Origin of the sequence: Brasilonema octagenarum UFV-OR1 (genome assembly GCF_963888615.1) — a bacterium.
Lineage (GTDB): Bacteria > Cyanobacteriota > Cyanobacteriia > Cyanobacteriales > Nostocaceae > Brasilonema > Brasilonema sennae.
Genome location: NZ_CAWPKW010000067.1, coordinates 1 through 14,665 on the forward strand (window position 1 = coordinate 1; position 14,665 = coordinate 14,665).

Consider the following 14,665-nt stretch of genomic DNA (forward strand, 5'->3'; position numbering starts at 1 on the left):
TCACAAAGTAGAGACGCTTAACAGTGAACAGTGAACAATTGATCACTGGTAACTGGTAACTGATAACTGATAACTGATAAAAATGTACCTAGTTTCACAAAAATCAAATAGGATTGTTATATAAAAAAATCACGCATTTGCTCATTTAAAAGAAAGAAAACCAGTAATAACAAGTAGTCTAGTTCTTAATAGCTTATGCTTGTGTTTGTCATACCCCTGAAAAGTCCGCAAGCCTCTAAATCTTGGGAACTTGTAACCAAGTTATTTGAAAGATGCATCAAATCAGTTTGCCATCAAACTTCCTCAAATTATCGGGTTATTGTTGTTTGCCACCAAAAGCCAAAAATTGAATTTGATCATCCCCATCTTACATATATCGAAGTTGATTTTCCACCTGCAATTAACGAGCCAGATACCTTCTCTAGAGGGCATACCGACAAAGGGCGAAAAATTTTGAAGGGATTAATCCATGCTCAAGAATTTTCCCCATCTTATACTATGACTGTGGATGCTGACGATTGTGTCAGCAAGTATTTAGCAGAATTTGTTAATCAAAATCATCAGAATAATGGTTGGTTTATAAATAAAGGTTACAAATATCAAAACGAAAGTGATGTTATATATGTCAAAAGAAGAAACTTTTATAAAATGTGTGGCTCTTGTAATATTCTCAGGTACGACTTAAATAATCTACCTGAGAATCCAGAATATAACCGTGGATATGGTTACTATAAATTTTATATAGATCATGAAAAAGTCCGAGAAACTTTGGCGAAAGATGGAAATCATCTTCAGCCATTACCGTTTGCTGGTGCAGTTTATATTATTGCCACCGGAGAAAATCTTTATTATGGAACAAGCCAGTTAACATTTAGCATATTTAACCGTAAAACCTTAAATCCATCAATTCGCGAAGAATTTAATTTGTACCCGTTGAATTTATAGGAATCCAGTTTGGTTATGTTCGCACTTCCTGGCGTCTTTCCTGCGGAAACCCCCTCTCTGGCACTACCTCTCCCCAGTCCTGCCTCCGTTACAAACATGGATACAAACCTTTTTTCCTTGATGGGCACTCGATCCACCTATGTTCAAAGTAGCTTGCCGTTGGCATAGGATTTTCCTCTGCGTCACACCGTTCGGCGATCGCGCTCTAGGCGTTGCTCTTACACCCCTAGTTCTTGACTGACTGCAATTTTTGGATAAATAAGACACACACAGAGATTCTCAAGAATCATTTAGGACTGCTATATTCAAAATAATATGTAAAAAAAACATCTATAGCTAGTGACTTTATGCGCATATCTACAGCAACGCCATGCTGACAGCAAAGTTAAAATCCAACAAATACAAAAAAGCAAAAAAACAGAAGGGTCAGGAAACTCCAACTCTTAGCCTCAAAGAACGTTTAGCCCAAAAGCGTAAAGCTGCACAACAGCGCAAAGAATTCACCAATTTTTTAACGACTGCTGCTTTTGGCGGTATCTTCTTTGGCATTCTCATGGCTTTTGTTGGTGGAATTAAGGCAGCAGTTCCAGGTTTATTGGGAATTGTGACTATCGCTTTGTCTTACAAATATCCCCGCCAGGCCCTTTTTGCTTTTCTTATTTACGTGCCGTTTGCGGGTACTATTACTTACTACCTCGGCAATAGTCCCATACTCCAATTAGCAAAAGACTCGTTTTATATTCCAGCGCTGATTGGACTTTGGCAAATGTGTCGAAAACAGCGATTACCCCTAATCGTTCCCCAAGCTATTAAAACTCCACTGTTTATTTTGTTAGGTATATGTTTACTAACACTAGTATTTGTTAATGGAGCGCAGCAGCTTAACCCATCTTTAACTCAATTATTAAACGATACAACAACAGAAATACCCATAGGCGTGGGGATACTCGGTTTAAAAGTCTTGTTGGGCTATGTACCCTTGATTGGTTGCGCTTACTATCTCATTCGCAATCAGCGGGATTTCCTATTTTTATCGCGCCTGCAAATTGTGCTTATATTAGCGTGCTGTGCGATGGGATTAATTCAATACGTATTACTATCGAAGGGGATATGTCAAGGCACAAGATTCTTAGAAGGAGCCGCCCAATTTAAAGCATCAATCGAAGCGCGATGTTACTTTGGTGGTTCTCTGATTTATAGTCCCGATCAAGGGATAATTCGTCTACCAGGAACTTTTGTTGCGCCTTGGCAGTGGGGATGGTTTTTGATTTCCAGTATCTTTTTTGCCTTTGCTTCCGGCTTTAGTGATCCTTCTAGAATCTGGCGAGTTCTCAGTCTCAGTTCTATGGCAGCAGTTATGATTAATGCAATTGTCTCCGGGCAAAGGATAGCCTTAGCATTGGTACCTCTGTGCTTCGTAGTTTTGCTATTGCTGACTGGTCAAATTCGCAACCTCAAACGGTTTATGCCCATAGGAGTGGGACTGGCGATGATTTTGGGATTTGCGATCATCAAAAACCCTGAGATTTTCCAACAAAGGACAGCAAGTCTGAATGAACGTTGGGAAGCTTCCCCACCCCTAGAATTTATCACGCAGCAATTTGCCAACGTTTGGAGAAATTTAGAACCGCTAGGACATGGGTTAGGGCGCGCCACTAACTCTGCTCGTGTGCTAGGTAGCACCAGACTAATAGAAACTTACTATCCTAAAATAATATATGAAATTGGACCGTTGGGATTACTGGGATTTTTAGCTTTAGTCACGACTTTAACAATCGTGTGTTTCCAGACTTATCGTTCCATCAGAAATCCTAATCTCCGCAGTTACGCAGCTGCTTTGTGGGTGTTCATATTATTTATTAGTTACAACACCTATTATTATCCTCTTGATGTCGATCCAATTGCTGTCTATTACTGGTTCTTTGCTGGAGTGCTGTTAAAATTACCAGAAATAGACAAGCAAGAAAGACTCCAACAAGCGCAGGTAAAAAAGAAACAGGGTAAGAAGAATAGGGGGAAGGGAGTGAGGGAGAGAGGGATAGAGGAAGCAGGGGAGAATAGTTTTTGACTACTCCCTTTCCGCCAGAAGAATACCTAATTTAACGAACCGCCAAGACGAGCCAGCGCCGTGCGGGGGTTCCCCCCCGTTGAGGCGACTGGCGTGCCAAGGACGCCAAGAAAATCAAAAAGAAGATAGGTAATCTTGCACCGGCAAGAGAGTAATGACTAATGACTAATGACTAATGACTGATGACTATTAATATGAATTTACCTTTAATTTCTGTTATTGTCCCGACGTACTGTCGTGAAGAGCCACTGCGCGATAGTCTTGCTGATGTTTTGAAACAGGACTACCCAAATTATGAAGTTTTGGTTGTGGATCAAACTCCAAAACATCAAACCGAAACGGAAGCTTACTTACAAGAGTTAGCCACAGCTAACAAAATAAAGTGGTTTCGTTTGAATTGGGCAAGTTTGCCTGGGGCGCGGAATTATGCAGTGCGGCGTGCTGCAGGTGAAATAATTTTATTTATTGATGATGATGTGCAATTAACCCCTGGATTTTTAGCAGCCCATGCGAAAAACTATTTAGAAAAACCAGAAGTGGGGGCTATTGCTGGACGGGTATTTGACAGAATGAAATTAGGTGACTCTGGGGGAAATTTACAGATTTCATATCTTCCTCCCCAGGCAATGGATCCAGGAATTGCTTGGTATTATATCGATTTGGTACATACAATTAAGCCCCAAGAAGTTCTAACAGCAAGGGGTTGTAATATGTCCTTTCGTCGCGAAATTTTTACCAAATACGGTTTGAAATTTGATGAAAGGTTTCGTGGTAGTGCAGTGCGAGAAGAATCTGATTTTTGTTTAAGGTTGCGGCAAACAGGATATAAAATTTGGTATGACCCAGAAGCAGATTTGGTACATTTAGGAGAAGAGACGGGAGGTTGCCATGATATTAGTATGCGCTCTCTCCAATACCAACTCACTTTTTACCACAACCATTTCTTAATGGGGCTGAAAAACCTCACCACTACTCAAGCTTTACGCCTTTATGCTCGTTTATTTGACTGTCATGTCCTTGGACATCCTCCTTGCAACAAAAGCGGTTCACCCATCAAAATTGTGACTCGTGGCGTTTTCTTCTTTTTGGGGTTTTTAAAAGCCTTGGGTACTGTCATTCAATCAATTTGGAATGATGGTCAAATTTACACTCACATGGATGAGCAAGTTAAGATTATTTAACCGCAGATTGACGACGCGGATCTGTGCAGATACATGACAGATTTATCTGCGTTCATCCGCGTGCATCTGCGGTTGAAAATAAAAAATGACAAATTCTGAGATATCAATGAAGATTTTAGTAGCAAGCCACACTTATATTGTAGACCTTAACTGTGAAAAACTACGCCTTCTCTCTCAACTAGAACCGGAAATTGAAGTCACAGTTGTCGTTCCCAAAAAGTGGAAACCGGGCGGTGTTCAAAATAAAATCATTGAAACTCAATTTCGTGAGGAAGGCAAGTTTCGTATTATTCCAATTTCTAACTTTAGTCAAAATCATCAAGGACTCCTGACATTTGGCGCTGATTTGATATCTTTGTTGTCAGATTTTCGTCCCCAGATTATCCAGGTAGAACAAGGTTCTAAGGGATTAGCTTATACTGAGACGATTACTTTAAATCGGCTTTTAGGACTCAAGGCAAAAAATGTCTTTTTCACCTGGTGGAATTTACCATATAACCTGAAATTTCCAGTTTCTTTATTAGAGAAATATAATCTCAGCCACAGTCATGGCATTATTTCGGGTAATCAAGATGGTGCAGAAATTCTACGAGAACATGGATACAAAGGTTCCATCAAAGTCATGCCTCAACTGGGTGTTGACGAAACTCTGTTTACTCCCACACCACAACCAGAATTAGGAAGTAAATTAGGAATTCAACCAGATGATTTTGTTGTGGGATTTGTTGGACGCTTTGTTCCAGAAAAGGGATTACTGACTCTGATAAATGCTTTAGCTAGTTTGAGAGATAAATCTTGGAAAGTTTTGCTTTTGGGACGTGGTTCGTTAAAGTCAGAGTTAATGAACAAAGCAGCAGAATATAATATTCAAGACAAAATCATCTTGGTAGAAAGCGTTCCACATGATGAAGTTCCAAAATATATCAATTTAATGAGTACTTTAGTCCTGCCATCAGAAACAAACTACAGTCTCAAAAATATCACTTCTGCTGGCTGGAAAGAACAATTTGGTCATGTACTCATAGAAGCAATGGCTTGCAAAGTCCCTGTTATTGGTTCTAATTCTGGTGAAATTCCTTATGTGATTGGTGATGCTGGATTAATATTTCCGGAAGGAGATCCGAAAGGGCTGGCTGATTGCATACTCCAATTAATGGAAAAACCTGAAGTTGCTAAGAATTTAGGTGAAATGGGTTATGAAAAAGTAATGACTCAGTATACGAATAAAGCTTTAGCAAAACAGCAATTGGAGTTTTATAAAGAACTTATAACTATATAGAAATCCGGTTTTATTTGGTGAACTAACAAAGTCAGGGCGCTTAACAGGGAACAGGGAACGAGGAGTGCCAACTTTCCGTGCTTTTGTCTAAAGTCCAGCATTAATAATTTCAGCAAAATGTGTATACTATCGGACAAAAAGACAAGACAGCATTGTTTATCATCAATCATTAAGTGTGCAGGTAACACTTAGCTTGTGATGGCTTGGTAGTCGCTCTATCGGATGCCTCAGCAGCGTCAGAAACTGATTTTTTACGAAATCAAATTGCCAAAGCTTTCGGTGTCAAAGCTGGGTTTGGTGTGCCAATTCTTTTTAACTGCCAAGTGCAGTTGGTTTTGGTCTTTTTTATAGTACAAACCCGTCAGCCATACAAACGACTGGTTGAATGCATAATAGCAGCGACAATGCAAGTAAAAAATGTGTTGTCGCACTTCCTAATCTGAAATGAATTTATTGGGACATATACAAAAGCCGATATTTCTTTTGGATTCTTCCTTCGTATCCTCGAAATTCCATAAATGGAGAAAATTTTGTCACTGACAATTCAAACCACGGAGTCTAACCCCATAGTTGAAGGCTTTGCCCAAACTCGTCAACTCACTTACCAGCAAACAATTCTCTGTTCAGTAGTAATCGGGATTGCTGGAGGGTTGGTTGCAACGGCTTACTACTATGTGCTAGAAGCCTGCTTGCATTTTGTATGGCATACCTTACCGGACTTTATCACCCCAAAATTTCCAATTGGGTTTTCACCTCAGAACTATATCTGGATTGTGACTACAATTGGTGGCTTGCTGGTTGGTTTAACCCTCCGCTTTATGGGACTTCCTGGTGAAGTTTCAATGGTAGTTGACAAAGTACACGATCCAGGGCTGATTGAGATCCGTCAAACCCCAGCAATGATTGTTGCCTCTTTATTCTCTATCACTGCAGGGGGTAGTGCGGGACCTGAAGCGCCCTTGGTACAAATCATTGGTAGTTTTGGTGGTTGGCTAGGTAAAAAGCTTAAAGTGACGCTAGTTTCAGCCCGCGTATTGACTTTTTGTGGTATGAGTGCTGCCCTTGGTGCCTTCTTTGGTGCGCCTGTTGGTGGTGCCCTCTTCGCTTTGGAAATTCCTCATCGACGAGGACTGGAATACTATGAAGCACTCATTCCCGCTATCTTGAGCGCAATTCTCAGCTTTTTTGTGTTTCGACTGAATACGGGGCTGGAGATTGGTGCCATATACCACTTTGGGGCTGTTCCTACACTTGAGTTGATAAATCTGGTTGAGGGCGCAATCCTTGGAGTCTTAGGTGCGTTAGTTGCCATTCTCTTTGTTGTTCTTTTCCGCAGCATCGGACACTTTAGCGAGCACATTCGCCACCATATCATTCTGCTTGCCACGCTAGGAGGCTTATCAATTGGGCTGATTGCTTTGGTGTTTCCTCAAACTCTGTTTTTTGGTGAAAAAGAAATTGAAACTATCGTAGAGACAGGTTCACAGCTTGGGATGACGATGTTGCTGATGATTGCCTTTGCTAAGATGCTGGCTATCTGTTGCACCCTCCACTCCGGTTTCCGAGGAGGATTCATTTTCCCTTTATTTTATGTTGGCGCAGCAGTAGGCTTTGCTGTCTCTCTGGGTGTTCCACAAATCCATCCAACAATTGCCATGATCTGCATGATGGCAGCGGTAAATGTGGCAATTACAAAAACACCAATCAGCACGACGGTGATTTTGAGCGTACTTTCTGGCACGGCAATGATACCAGTGATTGCTATTGCTAGTTTTGTCAGCTTCCTCTTGACTATACAAGTTTCTTTGATTAAGACTCAGCGATCGCGCAGTTTTCTAGAATAAAATTTGTGACAACCTAGCATTTTCAGTCAATCATGTCATTAAACTGAATATACGTAATATATGTAAAGTTTTGTCTTGGGCAAGGGTAAAGGTTAAGAAAACCTACTCTTGCCCAAACCTATTATGCAAGTTCTACAGATTATTCCCTCAATTTCACTGATTTACGGTGGTCCTAGTCAAATGATACTAGGACTCGCTCCCGCATTGGCACGGCAAGGAGTAGAAGTTACTGTTCTCACTACTGACAGCAATGGTGATTCTGGGCAAAAACCTTTGGATGTTCCCTTAAGTTGTCCCATCGAACAGGATGGCTATAAGATAATTTATTTTCGTTGTGCCCCTTTTCGTCGCTATAAATTTTCTGTTGACTTACTCAGGTGGTTAAATCGTCATGCAAGTGAGTTTAATTTAGCCCATATTCATGCTCTATTTTCCCCTGTTAGTAGTTTTGCCGCGACTATTTGTCACAGACAAAAACTACCTTACATTTTGCGTCCTCTGGGAACTTTAGATCCTGCTGATTTACGTAAAAAAAAGCAACTGAAACAGCTTTATGCTGCAATTTTAGAACGTCCAAATTTAGCTGCTGCAGCCGCAATTCACTTTACTAGCACTCAGGAAGCCAAGGTGTCAGAAAGATTTGGAGTTTCAACCCGAGATTTGGTGATTCCTTTGGGTGTGAAGCCTGTGAACAGAGTCGGGGAAGCACAAACAGAGGAGGTGTGTCGTAAGTTAGGTATACCAAAGGATGTGCCTTTAGTGCTGTTTATGTCCCGGATTGATCCAAAAAAAGGTTTGAATCTACTGCTTCCAGCGTTAGAGGCGCTTTTAGCTGAAGGATTAAATTTTCACTTTGTCCTAGCTGGGACTAATCCTCAAGATCCAAGTTATGAAGAAAAGATAAAATTACAAATACAAGCTTCTGAGTTGCGATCGCACTCCACAATCACTGGCTTTGTCACTGGTGAATTAAAATCTACTCTTCTACAAGCTGCTGATATCTTCGTCTTGCCATCCTATTACGAAAATTTTGGTATTGCTGTAGCTGAAGCGATGGCAGCAGGAACACCAGTAGTAATATCAGACCAAGTGCATATTTGTCAAGAAGTACGTGATAGCGAGTCGGGATGGGTGGGTGCAACAGATGTGTCAGAATTCACTAACATCCTTCGTATAGCATTACAAAATCCTTCGGAACGCCAACGGCGGGGATTGTGTGCTAAAGAGTATGCTCTGAAAAATTATAGTTGGGATGCGATCGCTCATCAAACCATTGATGCATATCATCAAATCGTGTCCCACTTAGACGTAAAATAGAAAATCTGTTTGTGCAAGTTTGCACAACCTAAAATTTTGTTTCATGAGGTTAAACCCCAATCGGCAAACCGGGGTTTTGTGTCATCATGGCAAGATAAAATACATATGGCTTTTTGAACCACAGGGAATGTGACATGGCTCTCCATTTAGGCGACACTGTACCAAACTTTACCCAAGCCTCCTCCACAGGAGACATAGACTTTTACGAATGGGCTGGCGACAGCTGGGTTGTGCTGTTCTCCCACCCCGCAGATTATACACCTGTTTGTACAACAGAGTTAGGGCGAGTGGCTAAGCTAAAGCCAGAATTTGACAAACGCAATGTCAAAGCGATCGCCCTCAGTGTGGATGATGTTGAATCTCACAAAGGATGGATTGGAGATATTGAGGAAACTCAAAGCACCAACCTCAACTATCCAATTTTGGCAGACGCGGATCGTAAAGTTTCTGATCTTTACGACATGATTCACCCGAATGCTAATGCGTTGGTGACTGTGCGTTCAGTATTCATCATCGATCCCAACAAGAAACTACGTCTGAGCTTAACTTATCCCCCCAGCACAGGACGCAACTTTGATGAAATTCTTCGGGTGATTGACTCGCTGCAGTTGACAGATAACTACAGCGTAGCGACACCAGCTGATTGGAAAGATGGCGATGACACAGTCATCGTTCCTTCGCTAAAAGATCCAGAAGTGCTGAAGGAGAAATTCCCCAAAGGATATAAGGAAGTTAAGCCTTATCTGCGGATGACTCCTCAACCTAATAAGTAACACACGCGTTGCATTCATAACTTACACCTCACCCCTCTCCTTTATAAGGAGAGGGGCAGGGGGTGAGGTAAAATCCGGTAGCATCTGAGTGAGAAAAAACCGCACCAGAGCGAATTTTCGGTGTGGATGTTCCTCCCGCAAAGTTCGCGGTGGGCGCAGAGGAGCCAGTGCGTTGCGGTGAGACCAGTGCTGCAGGAGGGTTTCCCGACCTAGGCATCTGGCGTTCGCCGTAAGGCGTGCGCTTTGCGCATACCCGAAGGGGGGTTCCCAAGGCAGCTTTTGGGGGGAAGCGGGGGAACATAACGTGCCGCCCCGTTGTAGCACCTGGCGTGACACAGAGAAAGAGGAAGGAGAAATAATTCCGATACAAACGGATTTGATATGAGGTAAAATCCGGAAATAATTTTAGACAAGTGCTGTGTATCCATAGCTATCACCTCACCCCGCCCTGACGGGCACCCCTCTCGTTATAAAGGAGAGGGGCAAACAGATGCGAGATTTCCTGTCTCTACAGCGTTTTTGCGCGAGAATAAAAGCTAGTTGGGTAGGCAATTAGAGAAAATAACTATGCTTTCATCTGCTATTTTTTTACGGATGCCATCAGATTTGCAAATGACAGATGAGCAGTTTTTTGAGTTCTGTCAGGTTAATCGAGATTTACGTATTGAACGTGATAAATTTGGTGAGATTTCAATTATGCCTCCGACTGGTTCAGAGACAGGTAACCGTAATTTTAACGTAGCTCTCCAGTTGGGAATTTGGTCAGAGCAGAATGAAACAGGTATTTGTTTTGACTCTAGTACAGGATTTAAGCTATCAACTGGTGCAGATAGATCGCCTGATGCTTCCTGGATGAAACTTGAACGGTGGAATGCTCTAAGTTCAGAACAACAGCAAAGATTCGCTCCAATTTGTCCAGATTTTGTTGTAGAACTGCGATCGTCTTCTGATAATCTTCAGCCTTTAAAAGACAAAATGGAAGAATATATGAGAGAGCCAGGGATACAGTTAGGTTGGTTGATTGATCGCAAGCACCGCAAAGTTTATATTTATCGTCCTGGAATGTCAGAGGAATGTTTGGATAATCCTGTTACTGTCAGTGGTGAGTCAGTTTTGCCAGGGTTTGTTTTGAATATGAGTAAGGTTTGGTAGTCAAAGCCTTTCAGGCTGTAACCTTGCTAAGGCACTGTAATGAATCGTCAAAAAATATTACAAATTCAGTATTAGGGCGTACAACCCTGTTATTAATACTTTCATCCACAATTTTATTCGTTCTGTAGTGCTTTTCATTCTTCTGGAACGACAAACCCATGTAGGGGTGCAGCATCAAGGTAAACGCATCTTATAGTCTTGACAAAAATATTAATCAGTGCATCAACTGGAAAACAAGAATTAGTGCTTGACAGGTTTTTTAGGGGTTAAGGCGATGCTACAAGCTTGCCGCAGAGCATCTACGTTGAGAAAATTGTCAAGAACCGAGCAAATACTGCGATTATTTTGGGTTTTATTGACATTTCAAGGTTCTTGTTGACAAAAAGCATTTGCTTTGGGAAAGATCAGACCTTGCATCATTCTCAATAATCGGGAGGCAGAGCCTCCCAACCCTCGTTCCCAGGCTGAGCCTGGGAACGAGATATCGAGGCTCTGCCTCGTTGTTGATACTAGTGCAAGATCTGGGAAACCAAAAGCTTTGTGCACCTACAGTCAACTTGTGAGTAAAAAATTATTTCTAAAATGATGCATCTCGGATGAAAAAGTTATCGCTGTTTGTATTCACCTTACCTCTAGCAACCATAGCAACTATTGCGCCACTCAGCTTCGCAGTTGCACAACAAGTAACTTCTGATGGAACTGTATCCACGACAGTTACCACTCCTGATGGCAAAATTTTCAATATTGATGACGGAACTCGAAGGGGAGGAAATCTTTTTCACAGCTTCAAAGAATTTTCTGTACCCACAGGTGGTTCGGCTAATTTCAATAATGCAGCTGATGTGCTAAACATCATCGGTCGGGTGACGGGTGGTTCTGTTTCTAATATTGATGGTTTGATTAGAACACTGGGCAAGGCAAACTTATTTTTACTCAATCCAGCCGGGATCATTTTTGGACCAAATGCCCAATTAAATATTGGTGGTTCATTTTTTGGGACTACAGCGAATAGTTTTCTATTTGACAATAATTTTGAGTTTAGTGCGACTAACCCACAAGCACCGCCGTTGTTAACTATCAATGTTCCGATTGGGTTGGGATTTCGGAATAATCCTCAAAATATCACCACTCAATCTGCTCTTCTTGGTGTTCCTCAAGGAAACTCTTTAGCACTGGTAGGCGGTAACGTCAGCTTAAATGGTGGGCAAGTGTTAGCACCAGGAGGAAGAATTGAGTTAGGAGGATTATCTACAGCAGGAACAGTTGGACTCAATAGTGATGGGAGTTTGAGTTTTCCTGTGGGAGTGCAACGAGGTGATGTCTCGCTGAGTAATGAGGCTTTTGTAGATGTACGTGCTGGCGGTGGAGGCAGTATAGCGGTTAATGCCCGCAACCTAGATATTTCGGCAGGAAGTAGGATTTCTGCTGGGATTGCTAAAGGATTGACGGCAGATAGCTCAACAGCAGGAGATATTACGCTCAATGCAACTGGAGTGGTAACACTAAATCAGGACAGCCGAGTTACCAATGTGGTGGCTGTAGATGCTACGGGTAATGCAGGTAACATTAATATTCAGGCTGGTGAAATTACTATAAATAATCAGGCTAGGTATCCTGATCCGAAGAATCCTTTTCCTGCAGCACTAGATACTAGTATCCAAGGACAGGGACGTCCCGGAAACATCTCACTTGAAGCAAATGGATCGATCACTTTAATCGGGCAGGATGTCAGTCAGCAGGATCTGGTAATCTCCACCTCCAATGACATATCCCAACTGGGAGCCGGAAATATATCACTCAAGGCAAATGGTTCTATTTTTTTATCAAATGCTGCTATATATGCCCCCAGTGGCACGGGAGATGGAGGAAACATCTTACTAGTTGGCAATAACTCTGTGTCCTTAGCTAAGAATAGCTCGCTTTTTACCGCCTCCACTCAAGGAGTGAATTCTGGAAATATCATTGTCCAATCCGTAGGTCCTGTCTCTATTGAAAATAGCTTGCTTGCCAGCACCGGAGATTATGGAGGTGATATTAAAATAGGCGGGCGGTCTGTTTCTGTAACTGCTGGGACAGAAGTGAGCGCTAGATCGTTTAACGGGCAAAAATCTGGCAATATTGAGATCTCTGCCCCCGATTATGTCGAAATCTCAGGCAAGTCTCCAGCTCCACGCCCATTCAACGATCGCTCACAAAGCATAATATACAGTTCATTACTGACGACCAGTGAGCAAGGAACTATGGGACAGAGCGGTGACATTAGAATTAATACTGGTGTTTTACGTGTATCCGATGGCGCACAATTAAGGGCAGAAAGTGCAGGTAGCTTACGTGGTGGCAATATAAATGTTAATGCCAATGTAGTAGAACTGACTGGTGGTGGACAACTTCTCACCAGTGCCTTTAGCGGAGGCAATGCAGGTGATATCAACCTCCAAGTAAGTTACCGCATTACCATCAATGGCAGTAACCCTAGCAAAGTTGATCTGTTTAACCAAATAGCTGATGGTAAGATTTGGGTGGGACTTCTTTATGCTCCTGAAATAGCTCAAGGAGATGGTAGGACTCAGGCAAGGTTCGTACTTGGTAATGATAATCCGGCTAGTGGGATTTTTGCCAGCACATCTGTTGCTTCCACAGGTCAGGGTGGCAACGTTAAGATTGCGACAGGAAAGTTGCAACTCCAAGATGGTGCGAAAATTAGTGTCAATAGTGATGGTCAAGGAAATGCTGGAAACATTACTTTAGGAGTCCGAGACTTCTTACTCTTGCGTCGCGGTAGTGAAATCTCAACGACTGCGGGTAGGGGTACTAGTGGAGATGGCGGCAATATCACGATTAACTCTCCATTAATTGTTGCTTTTCCCTTAGAAAATAGTGACATCACTGCCAATGCTTTTAGCGGTAACGGTGGGAACATCACAATTAGAACTCAAGGTCTATTTGGAATCCAGCCTCGCTCTCAATTAACGCCTGAAAGTGACATCACCGCATTTTCGCAACAAAACCCATCCTTAAGTGGGACTATCAACATTATCACTCCAGATATTGACCCCAGCCGTGGGTTGTTTGAATTGACACAAACTGCCATCGACCCCGCACAACAAATTGCCCAAAATCCATGCACAAAAGGTTTTGGTAGTACTTTCACAATCACTGGACGTGGCGGACTCCCAACTGATCCCACAAAAATTCTCAGTAGCGATAATGTGCGCGTTGATTTGGTTGAGCCTGTTGTTAGTACAGTGAATTCAACAAATACAATTCAAAAGCAGCCATCTCAACAGCCACCTGTCAAAAAGATAATACCTGTTCAAGGATGGATATATAACGAAAAAGGTCAGGTGGTGCTGGTAGCTTATGACCCCACCAAGACTGGCCCACAACGCTCCTCACCTGCACCAAATAGTAGTTGTGCTGCAATGAGATAGATACGTTCTTGATACAGGTCTGGCTTTACCTCACCTAGGTTTTGTCTGTTGCCAAACCTTCCTTCCCCTTATCAAGGGCAGGGCTATTTCATTCCACAAGGGCAAGAAGTTTGTCAATCTCATTACAGAGAAATCTATATGAGCAATTGTGATTTCTGTAGCCTTGCTAAGGCGCTGTTGCTCATCGTCAAAAATTTTAATATTCAGTATTAGCGCGTACTAAAGATGTTATAAATACTTTCATCCACAATTTTATTCGTTCTGTAGCGCTTTTAATTTTTCTGGAACGAAAAATCATATGTAGGGGTACATTATTGCTTTGTGCCCCTAGAGTCAACTTGTGATTGATAAGAGTCTTTGTCAAAAATTCTTCCTATACTGCATCTGGCATGAAAAAGATATCCCTGTTTCTGTTAACTTTACCCCTATCCGCCTTAGCAACTCTTGCGCCACTCGCCATTGCAGTTGCACAACAAGTGACTTCTGATGGAACTGTGTCCACGACAGTTACCACTCCTGATGGCAGAAATTTCAATATTGATGACGGGACTCGAAGGGGAGGAAATCTTTTTCACAGCTTCAAAGAATTTTCTGTACCCACAGGTGGTTCGGCTAATTTCAATAATGCAGCTGATGTGCTAAACATCATCGGTCGGGTGACGGGTGGTTCTGTTT

11 protein-coding genes are annotated in these 14,665 nt (G+C 42.1%); all 11 read left to right on the forward strand.

Annotated elements, in window-relative coordinates; genetic code table 11:
• The first annotated feature begins 195 nt into the window (after window positions 1-195).
• Window positions 196-945 carry a glycosyltransferase family 2 protein gene (locus AC5590_RS05350; RefSeq protein ID WP_169268270.1) on the forward strand — a complete coding sequence of 250 codons (750 nt, stop codon included), beginning with the start codon at window positions 196-198 and terminating at the stop codon, window positions 943-945.
• Window positions 946-1,315: 370 nt separating this feature from the next.
• Window positions 1,316-3,013: a hormogonium polysaccharide biosynthesis protein HpsL gene (gene hpsL / locus AC5590_RS05355; RefSeq protein WP_169268271.1), complete on the forward strand. Its 1,698-nt coding sequence runs from the start codon at window positions 1,316-1,318 to the stop codon at window positions 3,011-3,013.
• Window positions 3,014-3,207: 194 nt separating this feature from the next.
• Window positions 3,208-4,194, forward strand: a complete 987-nt coding sequence (gene hpsN / locus AC5590_RS05360; RefSeq protein ID WP_169268280.1) for a hormogonium polysaccharide biosynthesis glycosyltransferase HpsN — start codon at window positions 3,208-3,210, stop codon at window positions 4,192-4,194.
• A gap of 106 nt (window positions 4,195-4,300) precedes the next feature.
• Entirely contained in the window at window positions 4,301-5,473 is a 1,173-nt protein-coding gene (hpsO, locus tag AC5590_RS05365) for a hormogonium polysaccharide biosynthesis glycosyltransferase HpsO (RefSeq protein WP_169268272.1), read from the forward strand.
• A 203-nt stretch (window positions 5,474-5,676) separates the two neighbouring features.
• Complete coding sequence (locus AC5590_RS05370) at window positions 5,677-5,916, forward strand: hypothetical protein (protein ID WP_169268273.1); 240 nt, start codon at window positions 5,677-5,679, stop codon at window positions 5,914-5,916.
• An 87-nt stretch (window positions 5,917-6,003) separates the two neighbouring features.
• Window positions 6,004-7,317 (forward strand): chloride channel protein, encoded by a 1,314-nt coding sequence (locus tag AC5590_RS05375; protein WP_211178725.1) that lies wholly within the window; start codon window positions 6,004-6,006, stop codon window positions 7,315-7,317.
• A 123-nt stretch (window positions 7,318-7,440) separates the two neighbouring features.
• Window positions 7,441-8,634 (forward strand): hormogonium polysaccharide biosynthesis glycosyltransferase HpsP, encoded by a 1,194-nt coding sequence (hpsP, locus tag AC5590_RS05380; RefSeq protein ID WP_169268275.1) that lies wholly within the window; start codon window positions 7,441-7,443, stop codon window positions 8,632-8,634.
• Window positions 8,635-8,768: 134 nt separating this feature from the next.
• On the forward strand, window positions 8,769-9,407 hold the full coding sequence (locus AC5590_RS05385) for a peroxiredoxin (RefSeq protein ID WP_169268276.1): 639 nt from the start codon (window positions 8,769-8,771) through the stop codon (window positions 9,405-9,407).
• Window positions 9,408-9,974: 567 nt separating this feature from the next.
• Window positions 9,975-10,559, forward strand: a complete 585-nt coding sequence (locus AC5590_RS05390) for a Uma2 family endonuclease (protein ID WP_169268277.1) — start codon at window positions 9,975-9,977, stop codon at window positions 10,557-10,559.
• 596 nt (window positions 10,560-11,155) lie between these two features.
• Complete coding sequence (locus AC5590_RS05395) at window positions 11,156-13,990, forward strand: two-partner secretion domain-containing protein (RefSeq protein ID WP_169268278.1); 2,835 nt, start codon at window positions 11,156-11,158, stop codon at window positions 13,988-13,990.
• 389 nt (window positions 13,991-14,379) lie between these two features.
• A partial coding sequence (locus AC5590_RS05400; protein WP_169268279.1) for a two-partner secretion domain-containing protein occupies window positions 14,380-14,665 on the forward strand: 286 nt, incomplete at its 3' end.

Excerpts from the sequence above, each read along its gene's own strand:
- AC5590_RS05350 (WP_169268270.1), top strand. The coding sequence starts at position 196 with ATGCTTGTGTTTGTCATACCCCTGAAAAGTCCGCAAGCCTCTAAATCT.
- hpsN (WP_169268280.1), top strand. The coding sequence starts at position 3,208 with ATGAATTTACCTTTAATTTCTGTTATTGTCCCGACGTACTGTCGTGAA.
- hpsO (WP_169268272.1), top strand. The coding sequence starts at position 4,301 with ATGAAGATTTTAGTAGCAAGCCACACTTATATTGTAGACCTTAACTGT.
- AC5590_RS05390 (WP_169268277.1), top strand. The coding sequence starts at position 9,975 with ATGCTTTCATCTGCTATTTTTTTACGGATGCCATCAGATTTGCAAATG.
- hpsL (WP_169268271.1), top strand. The coding sequence starts at position 1,316 with ATGCTGACAGCAAAGTTAAAATCCAACAAATACAAAAAAGCAAAAAAA.
- hpsP (WP_169268275.1), top strand. The coding sequence starts at position 7,441 with ATGCAAGTTCTACAGATTATTCCCTCAATTTCACTGATTTACGGTGGT.
- AC5590_RS05385 (WP_169268276.1), top strand. The coding sequence starts at position 8,769 with ATGGCTCTCCATTTAGGCGACACTGTACCAAACTTTACCCAAGCCTCC.
- AC5590_RS05395 (WP_169268278.1), top strand. The coding sequence starts at position 11,156 with ATGAAAAAGTTATCGCTGTTTGTATTCACCTTACCTCTAGCAACCATA.